At 74.4% G+C, this 22745-nt stretch carries 15 protein-coding genes and 1 pseudogene; 8 read left to right on the top strand and 8 right to left on the bottom strand.

Annotated elements, in window-relative coordinates; translation table 11 throughout:
- The first annotated feature begins 23 nt into the window (after nt 1-23).
- The 7 genes and pseudogenes from GA0070604_RS18075 to ligA all read left to right on the top strand — a co-directional run bounded on the left by GA0070604_RS18075 (nt 24) and on the right by ligA (nt 12380).
- Complete coding sequence (locus tag GA0070604_RS18075) at nt 24-3227, top strand: AMP-binding protein (RefSeq protein WP_167363508.1); 3204 nt, start codon at nt 24-26, stop codon at nt 3225-3227.
- On the top strand, nt 3220-4830 hold the full coding sequence (gene cmdF / locus GA0070604_RS18070) for a tyrosine 2,3-aminomutase (protein ID WP_091127233.1): 1611 nt from the start codon (nt 3220-3222) through the stop codon (nt 4828-4830). Before GA0070604_RS18075 ends, cmdF begins: the two co-directional genes overlap by 8 nt.
- Before the next feature lie 35 nt (nt 4831-4865).
- Nucleotides 4866-6356: pseudogene (locus tag GA0070604_RS18065) on the top strand (tryptophan 7-halogenase); the annotation flags it as partial.
- A 40-nt stretch (nt 6357-6396) separates the two neighbouring features.
- Entirely contained in the window at nt 6397-7809 is a 1413-nt protein-coding gene (locus tag GA0070604_RS18060; protein ID WP_091119397.1) for a condensation domain-containing protein, read from the top strand.
- A gap of 135 nt (nt 7810-7944) precedes the next feature.
- Complete coding sequence (locus GA0070604_RS18055; RefSeq protein ID WP_091119393.1) at nt 7945-8664, top strand: class I SAM-dependent methyltransferase; 720 nt, start codon at nt 7945-7947, stop codon at nt 8662-8664.
- Between the two features lie 54 nt (nt 8665-8718).
- Complete coding sequence (locus GA0070604_RS18050) at nt 8719-10137, top strand: nucleotide disphospho-sugar-binding domain-containing protein (RefSeq protein ID WP_091119389.1); 1419 nt, start codon at nt 8719-8721, stop codon at nt 10135-10137.
- A gap of 77 nt (nt 10138-10214) precedes the next feature.
- Complete coding sequence (gene ligA / locus GA0070604_RS18045; RefSeq protein ID WP_091119385.1) at nt 10215-12380, top strand: NAD-dependent DNA ligase LigA; 2166 nt, start codon at nt 10215-10217, stop codon at nt 12378-12380.
- A 73-nt stretch (nt 12381-12453) separates the two neighbouring features.
- Here ligA and GA0070604_RS18040 read toward each other — a convergent pair whose 3' ends face one another.
- The 3 genes from GA0070604_RS18040 to GA0070604_RS18030 are packed head-to-tail and all read right to left on the bottom strand — an operon-like array spanning nt 12454 to nt 16312.
- The gene (locus GA0070604_RS18040; RefSeq protein WP_208602102.1) at nt 12454-13992 is read right to left on the bottom strand and encodes a 4-hydroxyphenylacetate 3-hydroxylase family protein; all 1539 of its coding nucleotides are present in this window, start codon (nt 13990-13992) and stop codon (nt 12454-12456) included.
- Nucleotides 13989-14984: an NAD-dependent epimerase/dehydratase family protein gene (locus GA0070604_RS18035; RefSeq protein ID WP_091119382.1), complete on the bottom strand. Its 996-nt coding sequence runs from the start codon at nt 14982-14984 to the stop codon at nt 13989-13991. The genes GA0070604_RS18040 and GA0070604_RS18035 overlap by 4 nt, the downstream gene beginning before the upstream one ends.
- Nucleotides 14981-16312: a nucleotide sugar dehydrogenase gene (locus GA0070604_RS18030; protein ID WP_279615693.1), complete on the bottom strand. Its 1332-nt coding sequence runs from the start codon at nt 16310-16312 to the stop codon at nt 14981-14983. Before GA0070604_RS18030 ends, GA0070604_RS18035 begins: the two co-directional genes overlap by 4 nt.
- A gap of 583 nt (nt 16313-16895) precedes the next feature.
- Here GA0070604_RS18030 and GA0070604_RS18020 point away from each other — a divergent pair.
- Entirely contained in the window at nt 16896-18140 is a 1245-nt protein-coding gene (locus GA0070604_RS18020; RefSeq protein ID WP_244161973.1) for a class I SAM-dependent methyltransferase, read from the top strand.
- 143 nt (nt 18141-18283) lie between these two features.
- On the opposite strand, the gene GA0070604_RS33955 is transcribed toward GA0070604_RS18020, so the two are convergent.
- The 5 genes from GA0070604_RS33955 to GA0070604_RS18000 all read right to left on the bottom strand — a co-directional run bounded on the left by GA0070604_RS33955 (nt 18284) and on the right by GA0070604_RS18000 (nt 22671).
- A complete protein-coding gene (locus GA0070604_RS33955; RefSeq protein ID WP_279615692.1) occupies nt 18284-18415 on the bottom strand; it encodes a hypothetical protein in 132 nt (43 codons plus the stop codon).
- 89 nt (nt 18416-18504) lie between these two features.
- Complete coding sequence (locus GA0070604_RS18015; protein ID WP_091119377.1) at nt 18505-19608, bottom strand: carboxymuconolactone decarboxylase family protein; 1104 nt, start codon at nt 19606-19608, stop codon at nt 18505-18507.
- Between the two features lie 32 nt (nt 19609-19640).
- Nucleotides 19641-21278, bottom strand: coding sequence for a GMC family oxidoreductase N-terminal domain-containing protein (locus GA0070604_RS18010; RefSeq protein ID WP_091119373.1), 1638 nt, complete (start codon nt 21276-21278; stop codon nt 19641-19643).
- Nucleotides 21275-21841, bottom strand: a complete 567-nt coding sequence (locus GA0070604_RS18005) for a DUF5987 family protein (RefSeq protein WP_091119369.1) — start codon at nt 21839-21841, stop codon at nt 21275-21277. Before GA0070604_RS18005 ends, GA0070604_RS18010 begins: the two co-directional genes overlap by 4 nt.
- Nucleotides 21841-22671, bottom strand: a complete 831-nt coding sequence (locus GA0070604_RS18000) for a TIGR03084 family metal-binding protein (RefSeq protein ID WP_244162216.1) — start codon at nt 22669-22671, stop codon at nt 21841-21843. The genes GA0070604_RS18005 and GA0070604_RS18000 overlap by 1 nt, the downstream gene beginning before the upstream one ends.
- Nucleotides 22672-22745: the final 74 nt, after the last annotated feature.

Genomic DNA, 22745 nt, shown 5'->3' with positions numbered 1-22745 from the left:
CGGCACCCGCCGAGACTCGATGCGTGACGACCGACGCCCCTCCGCCACCGCCGACGCCCGAGCTGACCCCGGACGTCGTCGCCGTGCAGGACGGCGTCTGGTTCCTCGACAAGCTGCACCCGGACACCCACGCGCTCACCCTGCACCGGTCGTACTGGGTCGACGGCGACCTCGACGTCGACGCCCTGCGCGCCGCCTGGCACGCCGTACTCGACCGCCACCAGGCACTGCGGGTGACGCTGCCCACGGTGGACGGTCTGCCCGCTCGACGGATCGGCCCCGCCCGCGCCGACGCCTTCACGATGCGGGACGTCCGCGACGCGGCGGCGCTGGCACCGCCCGGCGACCTCGACGCCGGTCCGCTCGCCCGGCTGGCGGTGCTGCGGGTCACCCCCCGGCACCATCGCGTCGTACTCACCGCGCACCAGGCCGTCGCGGACCCCGCGTCGCTCTCCGTCGTGGCCGCCGCGCTCTCGTCGGCGTACGCCGAGGCCATCGGGACCGCCGCCGCGGCGGCGGCCCCGGCCCGCCGCGACCCGTCGTCCGATCCCGCCCCCGCCCGGGTCGCCCCGCTGCCCGCCGACGGCGTACGTCCGGCGGACCCGCCACCCGTTGGGACGTCGACGACGGCAGACGAGGTGGCCTTCGACTGGGGGCCGCGGACCCGGGCGGCCGTCCAGGCCCTCGCCCGGGCGGAAGGCGTCGCCGTTCCGACGGTCGTGCTGGCGGCGTTCCAGGTCGTGCTGGGCCGCCACCGTGGCGAGGACAGCGTGACCGTCGCCCTGCCGTACGACCTGCGCGGGCCGGGCCGGGAGGCCGCCGTCGGCCCGTTCTCCACCCTCCTGCCGGTCGACTGCCGGCTGACCGGCGACGTGACGTTCCGGACGCATCTGCGGCGGGTGGCCCGCAGCCGGCGGGACGCCGAACGCCGGCGCCGACCGTTCCCCCGCCTCGTCCGGGCGGTCAACCCACCCCGTTCCCCCGACGGGCTGCCCCTGTGCGACGCGGTGCTCGCCGCCGACGGTCAGCCGGCGCCGCTGCGGCTGGCCGGCGCCACCGTCCGGGAACTGCCGTCCCGGGCCTGGGCGCTCCCGGTCGACCTGCTGCTCACTCTCGCGCCGAGCACCGCGACCCTCGCCGGCACGCTCGCGTTCCGCGCCGACCGGATGGCGCCCCGGAGCGCCGAGGGTTTCCTCGCCCACCTGCGTACCCTGCTGGACGCGGCCGCCCGTGACCCGGACCTCGCGCTCGCCGACCTGCCGCTGGAGGACCCCCGGCACCTAGCCACCGTGGTACGCGCCGCGGACGCCACGGCCGACGCGCCGCCGCCCGGCCGGCCGGTGACCGCGCTGATCGGCGACCGCGCGGAGCGCTTCCCGGAGGCGATCGCCGTCCGGGGCGAGGACGAGAGCCTCACGTACGCGGAGCTGGTCACCCGGGCGTCGGACCTGGCGGGGTGGCTGGTAGCCCGGGTCCCGGTCGCCGGCCGGGCCGTCGCCCTGCGCCTGCCGATGGGACCGGCGCTGGTGATCGCGTCGCTGGCCGTCCTGCGCGCCGGCGGTCACCTCACCTGGCTGAGCCCCGGCGACCGGGGGGACCGGGCCCGGACGGTGCTGACCGAGCTGCGGCCCGCCGCCCTGCTGGTCGCCGGCGACCCGGCCGAGGACCCGGTGGCCGAGTGGTACCGGTCCGACCAGGCCGCTCCGGTCCTCACCGTGGACCCGGCCCCGCGTCCGGTGGAATCCGCCCCGCGTCCGGTGGACCCCGTCCGGTTCCCGGCGGAGCCGGACGTGCGGGCGGCCGCCTACGTCGCCTTCACCTCGGGCTCCACCGGACGGCCGAAGGGCATCGTCCAGACCCACGCGGCGCTCGCGCAGTTCGCCACGTGGCTGGCCCGCACCGGGGACCTGCACCCCGGCGCCCGCGTCGCGCAGTGGGCCGCCGTCGAGCACGACCCGGCCCTGTGCGAGGTCTTCGCGGCCCTCGTCTCCGGCGCGACGCTCGTCCCGGTGCCGGATCGCGTCCGCGTCCACCCGGAGCGCTTCCTCCGGTGGCTCGACCGGGAGCGCGTCACGATGCTGCAGACGGTACCCAGCTTCGCCCGCGAGCTGGCGACCGCGCTCGAAGGGGACGCCGCCGGCCCGGCGCGGCTGGCCCACCTGTTCCTGATGGGCGAGTCCCTCACGGCCGATCTCGCGAATCGGCTGCGCCGCACGCTCACCGGCACCCGACTGTGGAACCTGTACGGTCCGACCGAGACGGTCGCGGCCAGCGTGTACGAGATCGTCGCGCCGGTGCCCGGCGAACGCGTGCCGATCGGCCGGTCGATACCCGGCCGGCAGGTGCTGGTCGTCGACGGGCGGGACCGCCCCTGCCCGGCCGGCGTGACCGGCGAGATCGTCGTCCGCAGCCCGTACGCCGTGCCCGGCTACCTGCCCGACGCGGCCGGACGCCAGCCGGGCGACGCGCCGTTCCGCCCGCTGCGGGGCCTGCCGCCGGCCGCCGTGGCCACCGCCGGCTGCTACCGCACCGGCGACCTCGGGCGGCGGCGGTTCGACGGCGAACTGGAGCACGTGGGCCGCCGGGACCAGCAGGTCAAGCTCGCCGGACACCGGCTCGAACTCGCGGCGGTGGAGGCGGCGGTCGCCGCGCACGCCCTCGTCGCCGACTGTGCCGTGTCGCCGGTGACCGACCCCGACGGCCTGGTGAGCCGGCTGGCCGTCTTCGTGGCGTCCCGCGACGGCGCCGACTGGCGTGCGCTCGTGGCGTCGCTGCGGGCACACCTGCGCCGCCGTTACGGGCCGGTGGGCCACCGCACCGCGTTCGCCCCGATCGAGAGGATCCCGCGCAACGTCGGCGGCAAGGTGGACCGGGCCCGGCTGCCCGATCCCCGCGCCGTCACCGAGCACGGCAGGGGAACCGGACGCGGCCCGATCGAGAACGCGGTGGGCCGCATCTGGGCCGAGGTGCTTCCGGCCGCACCGGGGGACGGGTGGGGCGACTTCTTCGCGGCGGGCGGCCACTCGCTGCTACTTGTCCGACTCGCCCACCGCCTCGCGGAACGCTTCGGCGTCGACGTACCGCTGCGGGACCTCATGGCCGCGCCGACGGTGGCCGGCATGGCGGCGGTGGTGCGGGCGGTGACCGCCGGCAACGGCGATCCGACCGCCGGTGGCGCCCCCGGTGCCGCCGGCCAACCACGACGATGGGAAGACGAGCATGGCTGACATCGACAGCGGCGTGAAACCGGTGGTCCTCGACGGCGCCGGCCTCACGATCGACGGGGTCCGGCAGGTGGCCGAACGCGGCACGCCCTGCGTGGTGCCGGCGGGATCCCTGGCCCGGGCGGCCAGCAGCCGCCAGCGGTTTGAGGACATCGTCCGGCAGGGCGTCCCGGTGTACGGCGTCACCACCGGGTACGGCGAAATGATCTACATGCTGGTGGACCACTCCAAGGAGACGGAACTCCAGACCAACCTGGTTCGCAGCCACAGCGCCGGGGTCGGGCCGTGCTTCTCCGAGGTGGAGGCCCGCGCGGTCCTCGCCACCCGACTCAACGCCCTCGCCAAGGGCTACTCCGCCGTCCGCCCCGAGCTGATCACCCGGCTGGAGCTGTACCTGAACCTCGGCATCACCCCGGCCATCCCCGAGATCGGCTCGCTCGGGGCCAGCGGTGACCTGGCGCCCCTGTCACACATCGCGAGCACCGTGCTCGGTGAGGGCTACGTGCTGCGCGACGGCCGGCCGGTGCCGACCCGGGAGGTGCTGTGGGACCACGGCATCGAGCCGATGGACCTGCGGTTCAAGGAGGGGCTGGCCCTGATCAACGGCACCTCCGCGATGACCGGGCTCGGCGCGCTGGTGCTCGGCCGGGCGATCGAGCAGGTCCGCCAGGCGGAGATCGTGGCCGCGCTGGTGATCGAGACCCTGCAGGGGTCGACCGGTCCGTTCCTCGCCGAGGGCCACGACCTGGCGCGGCCGCACCCGGGCCAGATCGACTCCGCCGCCAACATGCGGGCCTTGCTGGACGGCAGCGGGCTCACCGTTTCCCACGCCGCCCTGCGCCAGCAACTCGCCGACGAGTGGCAGCACGACCAGGCGGTGCAGCGGACCAGCATCTACATGCAGAAGGCGTACTCGCTGCGGGCGGTGCCGCAGGTGCTGGGCGCGGTGCGGGACACCCTCACCCACGCCCGCGCGACGGTCGAGGTCGAGCTGAACTCGGCCAACGACAACCCGCTCTTCTTCGGCAGCGGCGAGGTGTTCCACGGCGCCAACTTCCACGGCCAGCCGGTCGCGTTCGCCATGGACTACGTCACCATCGCGCTGACCCAGCTCGGCGTGCTCTCCGAGCGGCGGACGAACCGGCTGCTCAACCGGCACCTCAGCTACGGCCTGCCGGAGTTCCTGGTGATGGGCGAGCCGGGGCTCAACAGCGGCTTCGCCGGCGCGCAGTACCCGGCCACCGCGCTCGTCGCCGAGAACCGCACGATCGGCCCGGCCAGCATCCACAGCATCCCCTCCAACGGGGACAACCAGGACATCGTCAGCATGGGCCTGATCGCCGCCCGCAACGCCCGGCGGGTCCTGACGAACAACGACACCATCCTGGCCGTGGAGCTGCTGGCCGCGGCCCAGGCGGTCGACGTCGCCGGCCGGTACGCGGGCCTGAGCAAGGCCGGCCGTGCCGCGTACGACCTCACCCGCTCCCTCGCGCCCACCCTGCGCCAGGACCGCTACATGGCCGACGACCTCGCCGCCGTGGCGGCCGCGCTGGGCCGCGCCGACCTGCTCGATGCCGTCCGGCGTGCCGACGTGGTCCTGCGGTGACCGGCCGGCCCACAGCAACTGCGAAAGGACCTGACGTGAACGACGACGGATTCGACTACGACCTGGTGGTCGTCGGTGGCGGACCGGCCGGGTCGACGGTCGCCACCCTGGTGGCGATGCAGGGACACCGGGTCCTGCTGCTGGAGAAGGAGACGTTCCCCCGGTACCAGATCGGGGAGTCGCTGCTGCCCTCGACCATCCACGGCATCTGCCGGCTGCTCGGCGTCGCCGACGAACTCGCCCGCGCCGGCTTCCCCGTCAAGCGCGGCGGCACGTTCCGCTGGGGACGCAACCCGGAGCCGTGGACGTTCGCCTTCGCGATCTCGCCGAAGTTCGCCAGCGACGGGGCGACGGCGTACCAGGTCGAGCGGATGAAGTTCGACCAGATCCTGCTCGACAACGCCCGCCGCAAGGGCGTGACGGTACGCGAGCGGTGCGCGGTCGTGGACGTGCTGGAGGAGGACGGGCGGGTGTGCGGCGTCCGCTTCGACGACGAGGACGGCGTACGCCGGGAGCTGCGCAGCCGGTACGTCGTGGACGCCTCCGGCCACCGCAGCCGGATCCACAACCGCGTCGGTGGCGAGCGGTACTACCCCGAGTTCTTCCGCAACCTCGCCCTCTTCGGCTACTTCGAGGGCGGCAAGCGGCTCCCCGAGCCCAACAGCGGGAACATCCTCGCGGTCGCCTTCCCCGGCGGCTGGTTCTGGTACATCCCGCTCAGCGACAGGCTCACCAGTGTCGGGGCGGTGCTGCGTCCCGAGGCGCTGGACCGCGTCCGGGAGGGCGACCGGGAGACCGTGCTGCGCCAGCTCATCAGCGAGTGCCCGATGATCGCCGAGTACCTGGCCGACGCCACCCGGGTGACCAGCGGGCCGTACGGCGAGGTACGGGTCCGCAAGGACTACTCCTACATCCGCGACACCTTCTCCCGGCCCGGCATGTTGCTGGTGGGCGACGCGGCGTGCTTCATCGACCCGGTCTTCTCCTCCGGGGTGCACCTGGCGACGTTCAGCGCGCTGCTCGCCGCCCGCTCGGTGAACAGCTGTCTCGCCGGGGAACTGGACGAGGCGGGCGTCTTTGCGGAGTTCGAGTCCCGCTACCGGCGCGAGTACGCCCTCTTCCACGACTTCCTCGTCGGCTTCTACGACATGCAGCAGGACGAGGAATCGTACTTCTGGACCGCCAAGCGGGTCAGCGACGACCGGGCCGCCAGCGACGCGCAGGCCTTCGTACAACTGGTCGGCGGGGCGGGCTCCGACGAACGCGCGTTCGTCGACGCCGACTCCTACCTGCGGCAGCGGAAGACGGCGTTCCAGGAGATCGCCGACGTCGTCCAGGGCCCGGTGGCCGAGGCGGGGGAGGACCGCAACCTGCTCGGCGCGTCGATGCTCAAGGAGGTCCTCAAGGAGGGGGTCCGCGTCCAGACCCAGGCGGCGCTGGGCGGCAACGTCGACGAGCACCGCCCCATCCGGCCCGGCGGCCTCGTCCCGTCCGCCGACGGGATGCGGTGGCGCCGGCCGGAGCCGGTGGCCCCGGCCCCGGGGCGGCAGCGCGGGGGCCGGCGGCATGACGCGGGACGGGCGTGGTCCGGCGACGTCGCTGTGGACGCTGCCGGACGACGTGACGACCGCCGGCGACCACCCGCCCGAGCCGCCGTCCGGGCCGGACGAGCCCTTCGCGCTCTCCCGGCAACAGGACTTCCTCCGCATGGTCGACGGCGGGAACGACGCGGGACCGTTCGGCCCGCGCTACACCATCGTCGGCGGCTGGCGGGTCAGCGGCCCGCTCGACGTCGAGGTGCTGCGGGCCGCGCTCGCCGACGTGGTCGAGCGGCACGAGGCACTGCGGACCTCGATCGTCCGGGAACCCGGGAACGTCCACCAGCGGGTCCGGCCGCCCCGGCCGCCCCGCCTCGACGTGGAGGACCTGCCCCTCGTCCCGGCCGAGCGGGAGCGGCACGCGGAGATCCTGCTCAACGAGATGGAGTCCCGGCCGGTGCCGATGGACGACAACCCGACCCTGCGGGCGCTGCTCGGCCGGTTCGACGCCGACGACGCGGTGCTCGTGCTCGCCGCCCACCACACCGGCGTCGACGGCTGGTCGATCCAGGTGGTGCTGCGGGACCTGGCGCTCTGCTACGCCGCCCGCCGCGCCGGGCGGTCACCGGAGCTGCCCCCGGTACGCCAGTACCGGGAGTACGTGCGCTGGCAACGCGCGACGGCGGACACCCCCGCCGTCGCCGCCGCCCGCGCGTACTGGGCGGAGCGGCTGCGCGGAGCGGCGGTCACGCCGATCCGGATGGACCGGCCGCGCGGCGCGCAGCGGCCCGACGGCACCGCCTGGCACCGGTTCCACCACGACGACGACCTGCGCCGGCGCGTGCAGGCGTACGCCACCAGCCGGCGCTGCACGCCCTTCATGGTCATGGCCGCGGCGTACGTGCGGCAGCTCGCCGACGCCGCCGGGCTCGACGAGGTGGTCATGCCGACCTTCACGCCCGGACGCCGTCCGGCGTGGACGCTCGACATGGTCGGCTCGTTCTTCAACCTGCTGCCGTTGCGGGTCCGGACCGGGGGAGCGGGCGGCTTCGCCGACCTGGTCGACCGGGTCCGGGACGCGTGCCTGGCGGCGTACCGGCACGAGATCCCGTTCGTGGACCTGCTCGGTGTGGCGCCCGAACTGATGGCCGCGGCGGCAGGGGAGGAGCACGCCTCGTGCGTGTTCCAACTGGTCCAGTCCCCGTACATGGCGGTCGGCCAGCGCGTCGGTGACCTCACGTACCGGGCGATGCGGCGGCGGCTGCGCTCGCAGGAGCACGGCTCGCAGATCCCCGACGGCGCGCTGTGGGCGGTCGAGTTCGACGCGGCGGGCGGGATCGTCGGCAGCGTCGGCTACCGCCGCGACCAGTTCCGCGCCGACACGGTGGCCGCGCTGGTGGCCGAATACCGCGACACCCTGGACCGCGCGCTGCCCGCCTGACCCGGCAACGCCGAAGACGCCCGCCCGAGCGGCGCGGCAACGCCGACAACGCCCGCGCCGCCGGGCGACACGACGACGATCCGGTGCGGGCGGCAAGCCGACGTCGTACCGGGCCGACCCCGACCGGAGGTGACGATGCCCGCCGAGGCACAGTCCACGTTCTACGACCTGCTCCACGCCGACGACAGCCGCGACCCCGCCACCGAGGCCGGCGCGCTGCTGCGCATCATCCGGGCCCGCCGCCCGCACGCCACGTCCCTGCTCGACGTGGCGTGCGGCGCGGGCGACCATCTGCGGCACCTGGGCCCGCACCTCGCGGTCGCCGAGGGGGTCGCCGTCGACGCCGCGATGGCGGCCGCCGCCCGGCACGCGCTGCCGGGCACCACGATCCACGAGACGGGTCTGCCGGAACTGGCCCTGGGCCGCCGCTACGACGTCGTCACCTGCCTGCACGACGCGCTGGCCCGGTATTCGCTCGCCAGCTACCGCGCGGTGCTGCGGGTCCTGGCCGGGCATCTGGCGCCCGGCGGGCTGCTCATGATCGCGCCGTTCTGGATGCCGGACGCGGCGATCCGCCGGACGGCCAGCGAGGCGTTGACGCGCGGCGACGACGGCCGCACGGTCACCCGGATCGCACGCGGTGCGCCCCGCGACGGTGCGCACCGCGTCGAGCAGCACGCCCTGGTGGCCGACGGCGACGGCGTACACCACGTCGCCGACACCCGGGTGCTGCGTGCGTTCGGCCGGCGCGAGCACCTGAGCGCGCTGGCGGCGGCGGGGTGCGCCGCCGACTTCCTCCCCACCGGCCTCGCCGGGCGGCCGCTGCTGGTCGGCGTACGCCGCGCGGCGGCCTGACCCGTGCCCGCCACCGTCCCCACGTCCTGACCCGACCGCTTGCGAGGGAGAGACATGCGTGTCCTGTTCGCCATCGACCCGTCGATCGCTCACCTGTATCCCATGGTGCCCACCGCCTGGGCGCTGCAGAACGCCGGCCACGAGGTGCGCCTCGCGTCCTTCGGCGGCTTCGCCGACCGGATCGCCGCCACCGGCCTGACCCCGGTCCCGCTCGGTGACGCGTCCTGGGCCGCCCGCATCAGCGACAACCCGCTGGAGCCGAAGGGCGCCGAGGAGGCCCAACGGTACGCCGACGCCCTCGGCCTCAACCCGGAGGAGCGCGAGTACTGGTACCTCTTCTTCCAGTACCTGCTCACCCCGACCGCCGACTACCTGCGCCCGGACCGCCCCGAGGCCGACGCCCTCATCGACTACGCCCGCACCTGGCGCCCGGATCTGGTGATCTGGGACCTCACCCAGGCGGCCGGCGCGGTCGCGGCCCGGGTCTGCGGCGCCGCGCACGCTCGGCTCGTCTTCGCGTACGACCCGTCCGGCTGGAGCCTCGACCGCCTCGCCGCCGGCCGGGACGCCCTCGTCGCGGCCGGCCTCGACGAGAACCCGCTCGCCACGCTGGTGCGTCCCCTCGCCGAGCGGTACGGGGTGGAGCTGGACGACGAGCTGCTGGTCGGGCAGTGGACCCTCGACACCGCGCCACCCGGGCTCGGCCTGCCGACGCGGACCCGCAAGGTCCCGCTGCGCTACGTGCCCTACAACGGCGCCGAGCCGGTGCCGGACTGGCTGCGCGAGCCGCCGCGGCGGCCCCGGGTCTGCCTGACCCTCGGCGAGTCCTACCGGCGCTTCCTCCGGGGCGACTGGAACCGCGCGCCCATGCTGCTCGACGCCCTCGCCGACCTCGACGTCGAGGTCGTCGCCACCGTCAACGACGTGCAGCTCGACGGGTACACCCCGCCGCCGAACGTGCGGACGATCGAGTACCTGCCGCTCAACCAGATCCTGCCGACCTGCTCGGCGGTCATCCACCACGGCGGCCTGGGCACCTTCCAGGCGGCCGTCGCCGCCCGGGTGCCGCAGCTCGTCTGCGACACCCTGGAATCGATCATGCTGCGGATGGAGGAGGAGAGCCCGGAGGAGTCGACCGACGACACCGGGATCTACCGCTCCGGCGTCGAGTACGGCGTGCGCGAGGCGGACGAGCGGGAACAGGAGCCCGCCGTCCGTTGGGTGATGCCGGCCAAGAAGCTTGAGGCGACCCCGGTGTCGAACTACGTCGTCTCCCGGGGCGCCGGGGTGCGGCTGAACCACCAGATCCAGTCGGTGGCGGAGCTGCGGGAGTCGATCGAGTCGGTGCTCACCGATCCGTCCTACCAGCGGGGCGCCGACGCGATCTATGATGTCTGGCGGGCCATGCCGAGCCCGAACGAGGTCGTGCCGGTCCTCGAGAGCCTCGCCCAGGACGCCCGGACCCGGCGATAGACATCCCGCGCTTCCCGTCAGCCCGCCTCCGCTCCCGGGGGCGGGCTGACGGCCGATCGAGGAGGCCACCGCCCCAGATGACCGACACCTGGACCACACCGTCGTCGCCGGCCGACCCGCCGATCGTGGACGCCGAGGCGGCCACCCCCTTCGCCGAGCGGGCCGCCTACGCCGAGGCTCTGGCCGCGGTCCGCGCCGCCGCCGCCGCGTACCACAACGGCAGCGACCTGCGGATGGACGACGCGACCTACGACGCCCTGCTGGCGCGGGTCGCGGCCACCGAGACGCTGCGGCCGGACTGGAAGCCCGCGGATTCCCCCACCGAACTGGTCGGCGCGGGGGTGGCGGCCGGCGGCGACGTGCCGCACAGCGAGCCGATGCTCGGGCTGGACAACGTCTTCGGCGAGGAGCAGCTGCGCCGGTGGGCCGGCCGCCTGGAGAAGCTGCTCGGCCGCCCGGCCGCCGGGCTCGTGGTCGAGCCGAAGATCGACGGGCTCGCCATCGCCGCCTGGTACGTCGACGGCCGACTGGCGCGGGTCGCCACCCGGGGCGACGGCCGGGCTGGGGAGGACGTGACGGGCCAGGCGCGGCGGGCGGTCGGCCTCCCGGGACAGCTCGCCCGGCCGGTGACGATCGAGGTCCGCGGCGAGGTCTTCATGACCGACGCGGACTTCGTGGTGGCCAACGAGATGCGTACCGGGCACGGGGAGCCGCCGTTCGCGCATCCGCGCAGCGCCGCCGCCGGCACCCTCCGCGCGGAGGGCCGCGCCTACGACGCGCCGCTGTCCTTCATCGCCTACGGCGTGCGCGGGGCGGTGGCCGACGCGGCCGGCCCCGTGCCCCACTCCGTGGAGATGACCGCCCTGGCCGACCTCGGCGTCACGACCACCGCCGCCACGGGCGGCATGACGGTCTGCGCCACCATCGACGACGCGGTCGCGGCGGTGGAGGCGCTGCGCACCGCGCGCGGCACCCTCGGGTACGGCGTCGACGGCGCGGTCGTCAAGGCGGACCTGCCGCAGGACCGGGAGGCGGCCGGGTCGTCGAGCCGAGCGCCGCGCTGGGGCATCGCCTGCAAGTTCCCCGCCGACACCCGCACCACCCGGCTGCTCGGGATCGAGGTGCAGATCGGCCGCACCGGGGTGGTCACCCCGGTGGCGGTGCTCGAACCCGTGCAGATCAGCGGCGTCACCGTCACGTCGGCGACGCTGCACAACTTCGACGACCTGACCCGGCGCAACGTCCGGGTCGGTGACGTCGTCTTCGTCCGCCGCGCCGGCGACGTCATCCCCGAGATCACCGGTGCCAAGCTCGACGAACGTGACCCGGCGTCGACCCCGTACGAGGCGCCGGTGACCTGCCCGCGCTGCGACGGCCCACTGGACCGGACGCAGAAGCGCTGGCGATGCGCGCGCGGACGGGCCTGCGGCGCGCACGAGGCGCTGGCGTACTTCGCCACCCGGGACGCGATGGACATCGAGGGGCTCGGTGACAAGATCATCCACGGGCTGGTCGCCGCGGGGATGGTCACCGATCCGGCCGACCTGTACGACCTCGACGCGGACCGGTTGGTCACCCTGGACCGGATGGGCGAGATCTCGGCGGCCAAGCTCGTCGCGAGCATCCAGGCGACCACGCGACGCCCCCTTTCACGGGTGCTGATCGGGCTCGGCGTCCGGATGACCGGGCGGGCCCTGTCCCGCCGGCTCGCCCGGCACTTCGGCACCATGCGGGCGCTGCTCGACGCGGGCGTGGCGGAACTGCAGCAGGTGGAGGGGATCGGCCCGGAGCGGGCCGAGACCATCGCCGCCGACCTCGTGGAGCTGACCCCGCTGATCGACAAGCTGGTCGCGCGCGGCGTCAACATGGTCGAGCCGGGCGCGGCCGGTCCTGCCGGCGGCACCGCTTCCGTGGCCGGTGACGAGCCTGCCGGGGCCGAGCCGGGCGGCACGCCGCTGCGTCGACCCGACGGTACGCCGATGCGGGTCGTGGTGACCGGTGCCGTGCCGGGGCTGACCCGCAACGAGGGCAACGAGGCGGTGGAGCGGCTCGGCGGGACCGCGTCCTCGTCGGTCTCCGCCCGTACGGATCTGGTGGTCGTCGGCGAGGGCGCCGGTTCGAAGGCCGACAAGGCGGCCACCCTCGGGGTACGCGTCATGCCGGCCGAACGCTTCGCGGCCCTGGTCGCGGCCCACGACTCCGGGGACGCCGGGGCGGTGGCCGCGATCCTGGCCGACGGCTGAACCGGCACCCCCCCCGTACGCGCGGATGCCGCCGCCGGTCACCGGCGGCGGCATCCGTTCGAGGCGGCGACGGTCAACCCTGGCCGCGCAGCGGCCGCGGACCGTCGTACGACGTGAGGTCGGGCACCCGCCAGCCGTCCAGGTCGTACTCGTCCAGGCAGGCGTCGACGAGGGCCTTGCACCGGTCCAGGTCGCCGCCGGCGATCGCCGCCGACAGCAGCTCGACCCGGGTGTTCTCGTGGTTGCCGGAGTAGTTGCGCTCGTACAACTCGTGCCGGCCGCCGAACTCGGAGCCGACGGCGTCCCACAGCAGTTTCATCACCTTCACCCGGTCGACCGCCTCGACCCCCTGCGAGCCCCGGAGGTACCGGTCCAGATACGGGCGTACCTCGGGGCTGGCGAAGTCCTCGGTGCCCGAGTTGACGTAGATGAGGCCGCTGGCCACGTCCTGCAGCACGATCTCCCGCACCCGGGGGTACCCGACCTGCATGAACCACCGGTACGCCAGACCGTAGCGGGGATTGGGCAGGACGGAGCCGTCGTGCCACGGCACCGGGTCGCGGGCCGCCGCGCCGGCCAGCCCCTGGAACAGGTTCCGCCAGGCCAGCACCTCACCGAGGCGGCTCTGTACGCCCCGGAAGTCGGCGGTGCCGGTCGTCTCCAGCGCCTTGGCCAGCAGACCGGCCAGGAACTCCAGCTTCACCGCGAGCCGTACGCAGCCGTGGAAGGTGAACCGCTCGGTGAACCCGGACCGGCCGGCGAACGTCTGCACCTTGGCCAGGTCGCCGTAGATGAAGACGTTCTCCCACGGGATGAGGACCTGGTCGAGCACGAGGATGGTGTCGTTCTCGTCCAACCGGGACGACAACGGGTAGTCGAACGGGCTGCCCATGACGTTCGCGGTGGCCGTGTAGGACGGACGGCAGATCAGCCGTACGCCCGGCGCGTCCGTCGGCACGGCGGCGACCAGCGCGAACTCCCGCCGGGCCACCGGGAGGCCGTAGTGGGCGACGAACGTGTGGTGGGTCAGGGCGGCCCCGGTCGCCACCACCTTCGCGCCGCTGACCACCACCCCGGCGTCGGTCTCCCGCTCCACGTGCACGAACACGTCGGCCACCTCGTCGGGACGGCGCGAGCGGTCCACCGGCGGGTGGACGATGGCGTGACTCCAGTAGAGCACCTTCTCCTGCGACTCCCGGTACCAGCGGCGCGCGTTGTCGCCGAAGGGCTCGTAAAAGTCGGCGTTGGCGCCCAGGGTGCCGAGGAACGACGCCTTGTAGTCCGGGCTGCGGCCCAGCCAGCCGTAGCTCATCCGGGCCCAGGCGGCGATGGCCCGCTCGTCGGCGACGAGGTCCTCGGCGCTGCGCGGGGTCGTGAAGAACCGGTGCGTGTAGCCGTCGCTGCCCGGGGCGTCGCAGGCGGTGGTGAGCACGGATCGGTGTTCCTCGGCGTGCAGCGCGTCGTACAGCCGGGCGGTCATCCGCACCGGGTTGCGGAACGCGGGATGGCTCGTGACGTCCCGGACCCGCTCGCCGTGCAGGTAGACCGCGCGGCCGTCGCGGAGCGTCTCAAGGTACTCGTCCCCGGTCAGCGGACGGGTTCCGGAGCTCACCGGCCGGCCCCGGTGTCGGGCCGGGACAACCACCACGGGTTGGCGCGCGCCCACGCCACGGTCCGGGTCAGGCCCTCCCGGAGCTCGGTCTCCGCGCTCCAGCCCAGCAGCAGCCGGGCCCGGCTGGCGTCGGGGATGCGGCGCGGCAGGTCCTGGTATCCCGCGCCGAGCTGCTCGGCGGTGTCGACCGCCACCGCGCCGCCGTCGGCTCCGGTCACCGCGGCGACGAGGGCGACCGCGTCGGCGACACTGGTCTCCCGCATGCTGCCGATGTTGATCGCCTCGCCGATGGTCTGTTCGCTGGCCCCGGCGAGGATGGTGCCCTCGACCGCGTCGGTCACGTAGGTGAAGCTGCGCGTCTGGTGGCCGTCGTCGTAGACGATCGGCGGGCGGCCGTTCAACGCGCGGTGCACGCTGCGGCTGATCACGTACGCCGGCCGCTGCCGGGGGCCGTAGACGTTGAAGTAGCGGACCACACCGGCGGCGAGGCCGTGCTGCCGCACGAACCCGAAGGTGAGGTGTTCGGCGAGGGCCTTGCTGGTGGAGTAGCACCACCGCTGGGCGGTGGTCGGCCCGAGCACCCGGTCGGCGTCCTCACGCCACGGCACCGCCGGGTTCTTGCCGAAGATCTCGCTGGTGCTGGCGACCACGACGCGCGCGTCGACCCGCGTGGCGCGCTCCAGCACCCGCTGCGTCCCGACGAAGTTGACGTCGATGACGTCCAGCGGGCTGTCCAGGTAGGTGTCCACGCCGACGGCCGCGGCGAGGTGATAGACCGTGTCCACACCGGGGGTGATCGCCGCCGCCAGTTGGTCGGGGTCCCGGACGTCGCCCCGGACGTGCCGGGCGTTGCGGCGCAGCAGGTCGAGGTGCGGCGGTGGGTCGCCGCTGTCGAACACGGTGACGTCGGCCCCGGCGGTGACCAGCCGCTCCGCCAGGTGGCTGCCGACGAACCCGTGGCCGCCCGTGACGACGACCCGGGGGGCGCTCATCGACCCACCCCGCGGTAGGTGTAGCCCAGGCGCTCCAGCATGGCGATTCTCTCCTTGGGCAGGTAGGCGCGGCCGTCCAGGACGAGGCAGGACTCGGCGACGGGGAGCCGGGCGAAGTCGAGGGCCGCGAAGTTCCGGTGCATGGCCAGCAGGGCGACACAGTGGGCGTCCCGTACGGTCTCCTCGACCGTGGTGGTGACCGGCAGGCCGAAGATCTCCTGGGCCCGCACCGGGTCGACCAGCGGATCGTGGATCCGCAACCGGACGCCGGACGCCAGCAGCGCCTCCACGACCGCCCTGGCCGGGGTGGCCCGCAGGTCGCCGGTGTCGTTCTTGAAGGCCAGGCCGAGCACCGCCACCGTCGCCTCGGACGGGGGCACCCGGCGGGCGTCGAGGTCGTCGAGGATCAGCCGGGCGGTGTAGCCGGGCATCCGCTGGTTGACCTCGCGGCCCACCGGGGCGGTGGTGATCTCCAGCCCGTGCCGTCGCGCGGACTGCCACACCATCCACGGGTCCTTGGTCAGGCAGGAGCCGCCGACGCCGACGCTCGGCCGCAGGATGTTGACGTGCCCGTTCCCCTTCGGGATGGAGTTCGCCGCGCTGATCACGTCCAGCACGTCGACCCCGTACAGGTCGCAGAACATGGCCAGCTCGTTGGCCAGGGCGATGTTGAGGTCGATCCACCAGTTGTCGGCGAGCTTGACGATCTCGGCGGCCTCCAGGGACTCCTGGGGGAGCGTGTCGGCGCCGAGCGCGCCGCGCAGGAAGTCCGCGGCGACCCGCGTGCTGTGCGGGTCGATGCCGCCGACGACGACCGGGAGGGCGCGCAGGTCCGCCAACGCCGTGCCCTCGGCGAGCCGTTCGGGCGCGAAGGCCAGGGCGAAGTCGGTGCCGGCCCGCAGACCGCTCGACTCCAGCAACGGCCGGACGAGGTCCCTCGTCGTTCCGGGCGGGACGGTGCTCTTGAGGATCACCAGTTGACCGGCGCGCAGGCTCCTGCCCAGTGCCGCGCAGGCCGCCCGCAGGTGGTCGTCGTCCAGCGACCCGTCCGCTCGTACCGGGGTGGCGACGGTGAGCAGGACGACGTCGGCGTCGGCGACGGCTTCCTGGTCGGTCGTCGCCCGTAGCCGGCCGCTGCGGACCCCGGCCGCGACGAGTTCGGTCAGCCCCGGCTCCGCGAGCGGGGTGGTGCCGCGGTTCAGGCGGCTCACCAGGTCGGCGTCGGTGTCGACACCGACGACGGACAGGCCGCGGTCGGCAAGCGTGGCCGCGACGCAGGAGCCGACGTAGCCCATACCGACGACGGCGACGGTGTGCGGCTCAGCCACGCCGGTCCTCCTCCCCGGTCCGGCGCCCGGCGGCTCCGGTCGCCGGGTGGCCCGGCGGATCCGTCGAGTCGACCGGTGTGGTGGCACTGGGCATGCTCGTCTCCTCACCCTCGCTACAAAGATCAACTCCCGGTCCGGCGCTGTTGCCGCAGCACCGGACCGGGAGAGAACTCGGCGGGATCGTCAGCCATCGGCCACAGCCTCTGGTCGGTGATCTGGGATGCGCTGCGTCCCGCCCGATGCCACCGATCCTGTCGCCGATCACCGGTACCGGCATCTCTCTCCTTGCCCACCCGTGCGGCCGGCGGCCGGCTCACGCCGCCGAGGTGGACCCGCGTCGGGGCCCCCGCGGTCGAGCACGCTGGAATGTGCCCCGGCCCCGTACCGGTCGCGACGATGACGGGTGGCGGAAGGGCCGCCTCCAGCACCATCGGCACGGCGGGCCGGCCGCCGACGACCTCCGGCGCGGCGGGCCCGCGACGGGCCGGCACCGGCGCCGTCGCCCCGGCCGAACGTCCACCGGTACGCGACGCGCGGGACGCGGGCGGGCCGAGGGTGCGACACCGCGAAGGAGTACGACGACGTGAATAGCCGTGAGCTGGGGTCAGCCGCCCCGGCGTGCCGACTCTGCGCGGGGCCGGTACGCGAATGGGTGGATCTCGGTCGGCAGCCGGTCTCCAACGCCTTCCTCAGGCCGCAGGACCTCGGCTCGGAGCGGTTCTTCCGGCTGGCCGTCGGCATCTGCGCCGACTGCGCGATGGTCCAACAGCTGGAGGCCATGCCGACCGACCACATGTTCCGGGCCGACTACCCGTACCGGTCGTCCACCTCGGACGGACTGCGCAGCCACTTCGAGGCGGTCGCCGGCTGGCTGCGGGACACCGAACTGACCGACCCCGGTGACCTGGTCGTCGAGATCGGCTGCAACGACGGACTGCTGCTGCGTACGCTCGGCGCGGCCGGCGTACGGCACCTCGGCGTGGACCCGTCGGCCGGTGCCGCGCAGGCGGCCGCCGCCCGGGGCGCCGAGGTCCGGGTCGATTTCTTCGACGAGCGCTCCGCCGCCACGATCCGCGCCGAGCGGGGCCCGGCGAAGGTCATCTTCTCGGCCAACACCATCAGCCACATCGCGGACATCGACGAGGTGTTCCGTGGGGTCGACCGCCTGCTCGCGCCGGACGGGATCTTCGTGTTCGAGGACCGGTACGTCGCCGACATCGTCGAGTACGCGTACTTCGACCAGATCTACGACGAGCACTTCTACCTGTTCTCGGTGCGCGCGGTGGACGCGATGACGGCCCGGTTCGGCTTCCAACTGGTCGATGTGGAGCACATCCCGATCCACGGCGGGTCGCTGCGCTACACCGTCGCCCGCCCCGGGGCGCGTCCGCGCCGGGACAGCGTGGCCCGGATGATCGACGACGAGGCCCGGTACGGCCTCGGCGAGCACGACACGTACGCCCGCTTCGGCCGGCAGATCGACCGGATCGGGGCGGACCTGGTCGCGCTGCTGACCGACCTGCGCGACGCGGGGCGGCGGGTGGTCGGCTACGGCGCCACCTCCAAGAGCGCGACCGTCACCAACTACTGCGGCATCGGGCCCGACCTGGTGCCGTACATCTGCGACACCACCCCGGAGAAGCAGGGCCGGCTCTCCCCGGGCGCGCACATCCCGGTACGACCGCACGAGGCGTTCGCGGACCCGTATCCCGACTACGCGCTGCTGTTCGCCTGGAACCACGCGGAGGAGATCATGGCCAAGGAGCGCCGGTTCGTCGAGCAGGGCGGTCGCTGGATCCTCTACGTCCCGCACGTACACATCGTGTGACCGACCCGCTGCCGACGTGGCGGCCCGCGCCGGCGGGCCGCCACCTTCCTACCTGGGGACCGGGACGGAGCGCGGTGCCGGCCGGGCCAGGCCCGGCGACGGTCGCGGGCCGCGGTGACGGTCCGCGACCGTGGGCGCGGTGGCTACGCTGCCGGCCGGGACGCCGGCAGCGGGTCCTGTCCCTCGATGCGCAGTTGCCGTCGCCGCTCCTCGGCGTCGACCCGGACCCGGCCGAGCGTCCACCGCAGCATCGGCGGTGCCATCACCGAGGTCACGAGAGGGCCACCGAGCCGGCGGTGAGCCCGGTCGTGGCCGAAGCGGCCAGCAACGACAGCAGGAACCAGCAGGCGGCGTACGTCCGGCGTCACCCGGCCCGCCCCTGCCCCGGCGGCTGGCCGTGGCCGGCGTGCCACGCCGCGTACAGCCGCGACCCGGCCGCCCGGGCCGCGGTGAGGCTGGCCCAGGAGACCAGCTCCAGCAGCCGGCGGTCGGCGGGCTCGTCGAGGCGGTAGCCCGCGACCATCGCGTCGGTGACCCGGTACGAGAAGAACGCGACGGTCAGCGCGAGCCGCCCCGCCGCCCGGTCCTCCGCCGGCAGATCGTCGAGCGCCGCCTCCAGCGTGGCCCGGTCCGACACCGCCCGCAGCCCTGCCGGGCCGGCCAGCAGATCGAGCAGGAGCCCCCGCACGGACGGGGGCACCGCCCGTTCCGCGGCCTCGTCGACGGCGGCGCAGGCCCGGGCGAACGCGGTGGCCAGGGTGCTGTCGGCCCGCGCCCAGGCGAGATCCGGCGGCACCGGGGCCGGCGGGAGCAGGTCCAGGTCGGCGCCCGCGTCGCCGCCCCGGCGGGCCAGTCGGCCCATCGTCACGGCGGCGAGCCAGCGAGCCGCCCGTTCCGCGGCCGGCGGCAGCGCGACCGGCAGGGGCGAGGGCGCCAGAAAGACGTTCACCATCCGGTTGAGGTAGTGGAACAGCACCGCGACGCCGACGAGCTGGGCGAGTTCGGCGGCGTCCAGCCGGGGCGGGCGGACGCCCGGGGCGTCGCCGTCGTGCCGGAACCACTCGACGATCTCGCGCAGTCGCGGCTCGGTGATCTCGGCGAGCCGGTCGTCGGCGACCGCGCCGGCGTCCGGCCCCCGCAGCAGCCCGCGCAGCGCGCTGCCGTGGACCTCGACGCAGTACGGGCAGCGGTTGGCCAGGGAGACCGCTGCCGCCACGGCCTCCCGGGTGTCCCGTCCGACCGGGCCGTCGGCCAGCAGCGCCTCGCGCAGCATCAGCCAGCAGGCGGCGAGGAGGGCCGGCGCGGCGGCGTGCAGCGTGACCGGCGGCGCGAGCAGGCCGAACTCCCGCTCGAGCCGCCGGTAGACGTGCCGGACCAGACCGGGTGCGGCCCGCGCCGGGACGGCGCTCAGGTGTTCGATGTGGCTCTGGGTCACCCGGCGGGTCAGCCGGGCGAGCAGTGTGCCCATGGCAGGTCTCCTGTGCTGGTCCGGCCCGTCCGTCACGCGTCCCGTGGCGGGGGCACAGCCGTCGTCCGGCTGCCGTCCGGGGAGGGCGCGCCGTACGTGACGGCGACGCCCCGCTGCCGCGCGGCCCGGACCAGGCCTGGGATCGCGCGTTCGGCCAGCGCGGCGATGGTCAGGGCCGGGTTGACGGTCAGCGCTCCCGGGACCGCCGAGCCGTCGGTGACGAAGATGCCGGGGTGGTTGCGCAGCTCGTGCCGGTCGTCCAGGGCGGAGGTCGCCGGGTCGTCCCCGATCCGGCAGGAGGACAGCGGGTGGACGGTGTACGCCCCCACCTGGTCGTTCGTCCACGGCCGTACCCGGGCCAGCCCGTCCCGCTCCAGGATGTCCCGGACGTCGGCGTCGGACTCGGCCCAGCCCCGCAGCGTGTTCTCGGTCGGGTCGTAGCGCAGTGAACCGCGTCCGAGCATCTGCTGGGCGATCCGCTCGGCGTTCCCGCGTGCCGGCGGGGGGCCGAAGACACCCTCGTTGTCGTCCTCGGTCATCGCGAAGACGGTCAGCCAGGAGCGCCACCGGCGCAGCATCTCCTTCTTCTCCCGACCGAACCAGGTCGGACCGGTGGCGCCGGGCACCTGGGCGAGTACGGTGCCGAGGCCGGGCGGGAAGTACAGCTGCTCCAGGGAGTAGCGGCTGTACTCGGGCAGCGTGGCGTCGAGCTTGTCCCAGGTGGCCACGCACGGGCCCTTGCCGATCTGGTACGCCTCGTACGCCGTGCCGTCGCCCCGGTCGAGCCCGAGGAGTTCGCGGGCCCGGTCGTCGTCCACCACGGCGGTGTTCAGCCGCTCGCCGTTGCCGGAGAAGTAGCGGCCGACGGCCGCCGGCATGGCGCCGAGATCGGCCTCCGAGCGCTGGAGGATGACCGGGGTGGCCCCGGCGCCGGCCGCGAGCACCACCATCTTCGCCTCGATCACGCCGCTGCCCCGGGTGACCCGGTAGTCCTCGCCGTCGACCACGTCGTAGTGGACCCGGTAGCCGCCCTCCGGGGTGCGGGAAAGCCGCTGCACCTCGTGCAGCGGCCGGATCCGCGCGCCGTGGGCCAGCGCGGCGGGCAGGTAGTTCAGCAGCAGGGACCGCTTGGCGTCGAACCGGCAGCCGGCCATCATCCAGTTGCAGTTGGTGCAGCGGGGCTTGTCGATCGCGGACGGGACCGGGTTCGCGGTCCGTCCGGCGTGGGCGCAGGCGGCGGCGAACAGCCCGCCGGCGAAGGGCACGTCGTTCCAGGACTGCTCGGTCACCGGCAGCGCGCCGCTGACCACGTCGTACCACGGGTCCAGGGTGTCCCGGCTGATCGCGGCCGGCCACATCCGCCGACCGAGGCTGCCGGTGCGCTCGAAGACGAACCGGGGCGCGCGGGGCATCGTGGCGAAGTAGACGACGCTGCCGCCGCCGACGCAGTTGCCGGCGAGCACGCTCATCCCGTCACCGACGGTGAAGTCGAAGATCCGGGTGTACGACGAGCCGAGGAGGAAGTCGTGGTCGAACTCGTCGCTGGCGAGCCACGGGCCCCGTTCCAGCACCACGACCCGGGCCCCACCGGCGGCGAGGTGGTACGCCGGGATCGCGCCGCCGAAGCCACTGCCCACGACGACGACGTCGGTCTGCTCGATGCTGGTCATGCCGGGTTTCCTGTCGCCGTGGTCTGCGGGTGGACGGTGGCCAGCTGCCGCTGGTAGGAGAAGCGCGGGAAACGCCACAGCCCGTCCTCGTCCGGGCTGCGGTAACCGAGGACGGACAGGCCGGGATGCCCCTGTTCGAGCGCGTCCCCGGTGGACAGGTGCGGCGCGCTGTCGAAGGCCATGGTGCAGAAGAGGGCGACCCCGAACCACACCTCCCGCTCCGGGTGCGTCGGGTCGGTCAGCTCCTGCACCAGGGCGGTCCGGGCGTCGAAGTCGAGCGCGACGAACGGCGGCACCGTCGGGTCCAGGACGAGCCGACTGGCCCGGGCGTGGTTCTGCGCGTGCATGTTGAGCAGCCCCGCCATGCCGTCCAGCGCCTCGGCCAGCCCCAGCGCGGAGTGCGCGAGCAGTTCGAGCGCGCCCGCCTCCACCGCGCCGGGGTCGTCCACCACCCCGGCGATGGCGCGGTCCTCGGGGAAGCGTTTGACGCCGGGGATGATCGTGTCGGCGAAGGCCTCCAGCGTCGCGGTCCGTACCGGATCGGCCGCCGCGGTCCCGGCCATCAGCGGGTCTCCCCGGTGCCGTCGGACGCGCCGGCCGTGGGCGGGTCGAACTGGCCCGGTCGGCGGCCCGGGCCGGCCGGCCCGCGGTACGCCTGGGCGATGTCCAGCCAGTGGTCGGCGTCGGCGCCGACCGCGCTCAGCGCGAGGTCGTCCCGGTGCCGTCGGCGGGTGACGAGGAGGCAGAGGTCGAGGGCGGGACCGTGGATCAGCTCGGCGCCCTCCGGGCCGTGCGTCCACAGCGCGCCGGACGGCGCGGTCAGTTCGTACCGGAACCCCTGCTCCGGCGGCGTCTGGTTGCGGCTGAGGTAGCCGAAGTCCCACGTCCGGACGGCGAAGTCGACGATGTGCCGGATCCGGTCGGTGTGCTCTCGCCGTACGCCCAGGGCGTCGGCGATGTCCTGGCCGTGGGCGAACAGTTCCATCATCCCGGCGGCGGCGAGGACCGGAGCCGGCAGCGGGCGGACCAGCCAGGGCACGACCTGCCCGGTCGGTACGGCGGCGAGGCCCTCCACGGCCGTGGTCCACTCCTCGGTCCAGCGTCCGCGCAGTGCCGCCGCCCCGGCGTCCAGGTAGCGGGACAGCGCCGCGGTCACGTTGGCGTCGAAGTCGTCGCCGAGCTGCTCCATGAGCGCCCGGAACGCCGGGGCGTCGGAGGCCGCGACGGAGGCCATCCGGAAGACCGCGCTCAGGTGCGCGACCTGATGGCGGATCTCCCAGCCCGGGGCCGGGGTCGGCCGGGCCCAGTCGTCGGGGCCCAGCGTGGCGAGCAGCCGGTCGAGTTCCGCGCAGTCGTCCGCCAGATCGGCGAACACGTTCGACTGTTCCATCAGTCTCCTTACGGGCTTGACGTGGCCCCGATTCGCACCGGCGCGCCGCCGACGGGACGGCGGACGAGGACGGGCAC

Source organism: Micromonospora eburnea, assembly GCF_900090225.1.
Lineage (GTDB): Bacteria > Actinomycetota > Actinomycetes > Mycobacteriales > Micromonosporaceae > Micromonospora > Micromonospora eburnea.
The sequence above is the reverse complement of the archived record's forward strand: the minus strand, read 5'-3'. Positions and strand labels throughout refer to the sequence as shown.

Bases quoted from the DNA above. Each gene is read 5' to 3' on its own strand.
- GA0070604_RS18010 (WP_091119373.1), bottom strand. From the start codon at position 21,278: ATGACCAGCATCGAGCAGACCGACGTCGTCGTCGTGGGCAGTGGCTTC.
- cmdF (WP_091127233.1), top strand. From the start codon at position 3,220: ATGGCTGACATCGACAGCGGCGTGAAACCGGTGGTCCTCGACGGCGCC.
- GA0070604_RS18060 (WP_091119397.1), top strand. From the start codon at position 6,397: ATGACGCGGGACGGGCGTGGTCCGGCGACGTCGCTGTGGACGCTGCCG.
- ligA (WP_091119385.1), top strand. From the start codon at position 10,215: ATGACCGACACCTGGACCACACCGTCGTCGCCGGCCGACCCGCCGATC.
- GA0070604_RS18055 (WP_091119393.1), top strand. From the start codon at position 7,945: ATGCCCGCCGAGGCACAGTCCACGTTCTACGACCTGCTCCACGCCGAC.
- GA0070604_RS18050 (WP_091119389.1), top strand. From the start codon at position 8,719: ATGCGTGTCCTGTTCGCCATCGACCCGTCGATCGCTCACCTGTATCCC.
- GA0070604_RS18035 (WP_091119382.1), bottom strand. From the start codon at position 14,984: ATGAGCGCCCCCCGGGTCGTCGTCACGGGCGGCCACGGGTTCGTCGGC.
- GA0070604_RS18005 (WP_091119369.1), bottom strand. From the start codon at position 21,841: ATGGCCGGGACCGCGGCGGCCGATCCGGTACGGACCGCGACGCTGGAG.
- GA0070604_RS18015 (WP_091119377.1), bottom strand. From the start codon at position 19,608: ATGGGCACACTGCTCGCCCGGCTGACCCGCCGGGTGACCCAGAGCCAC.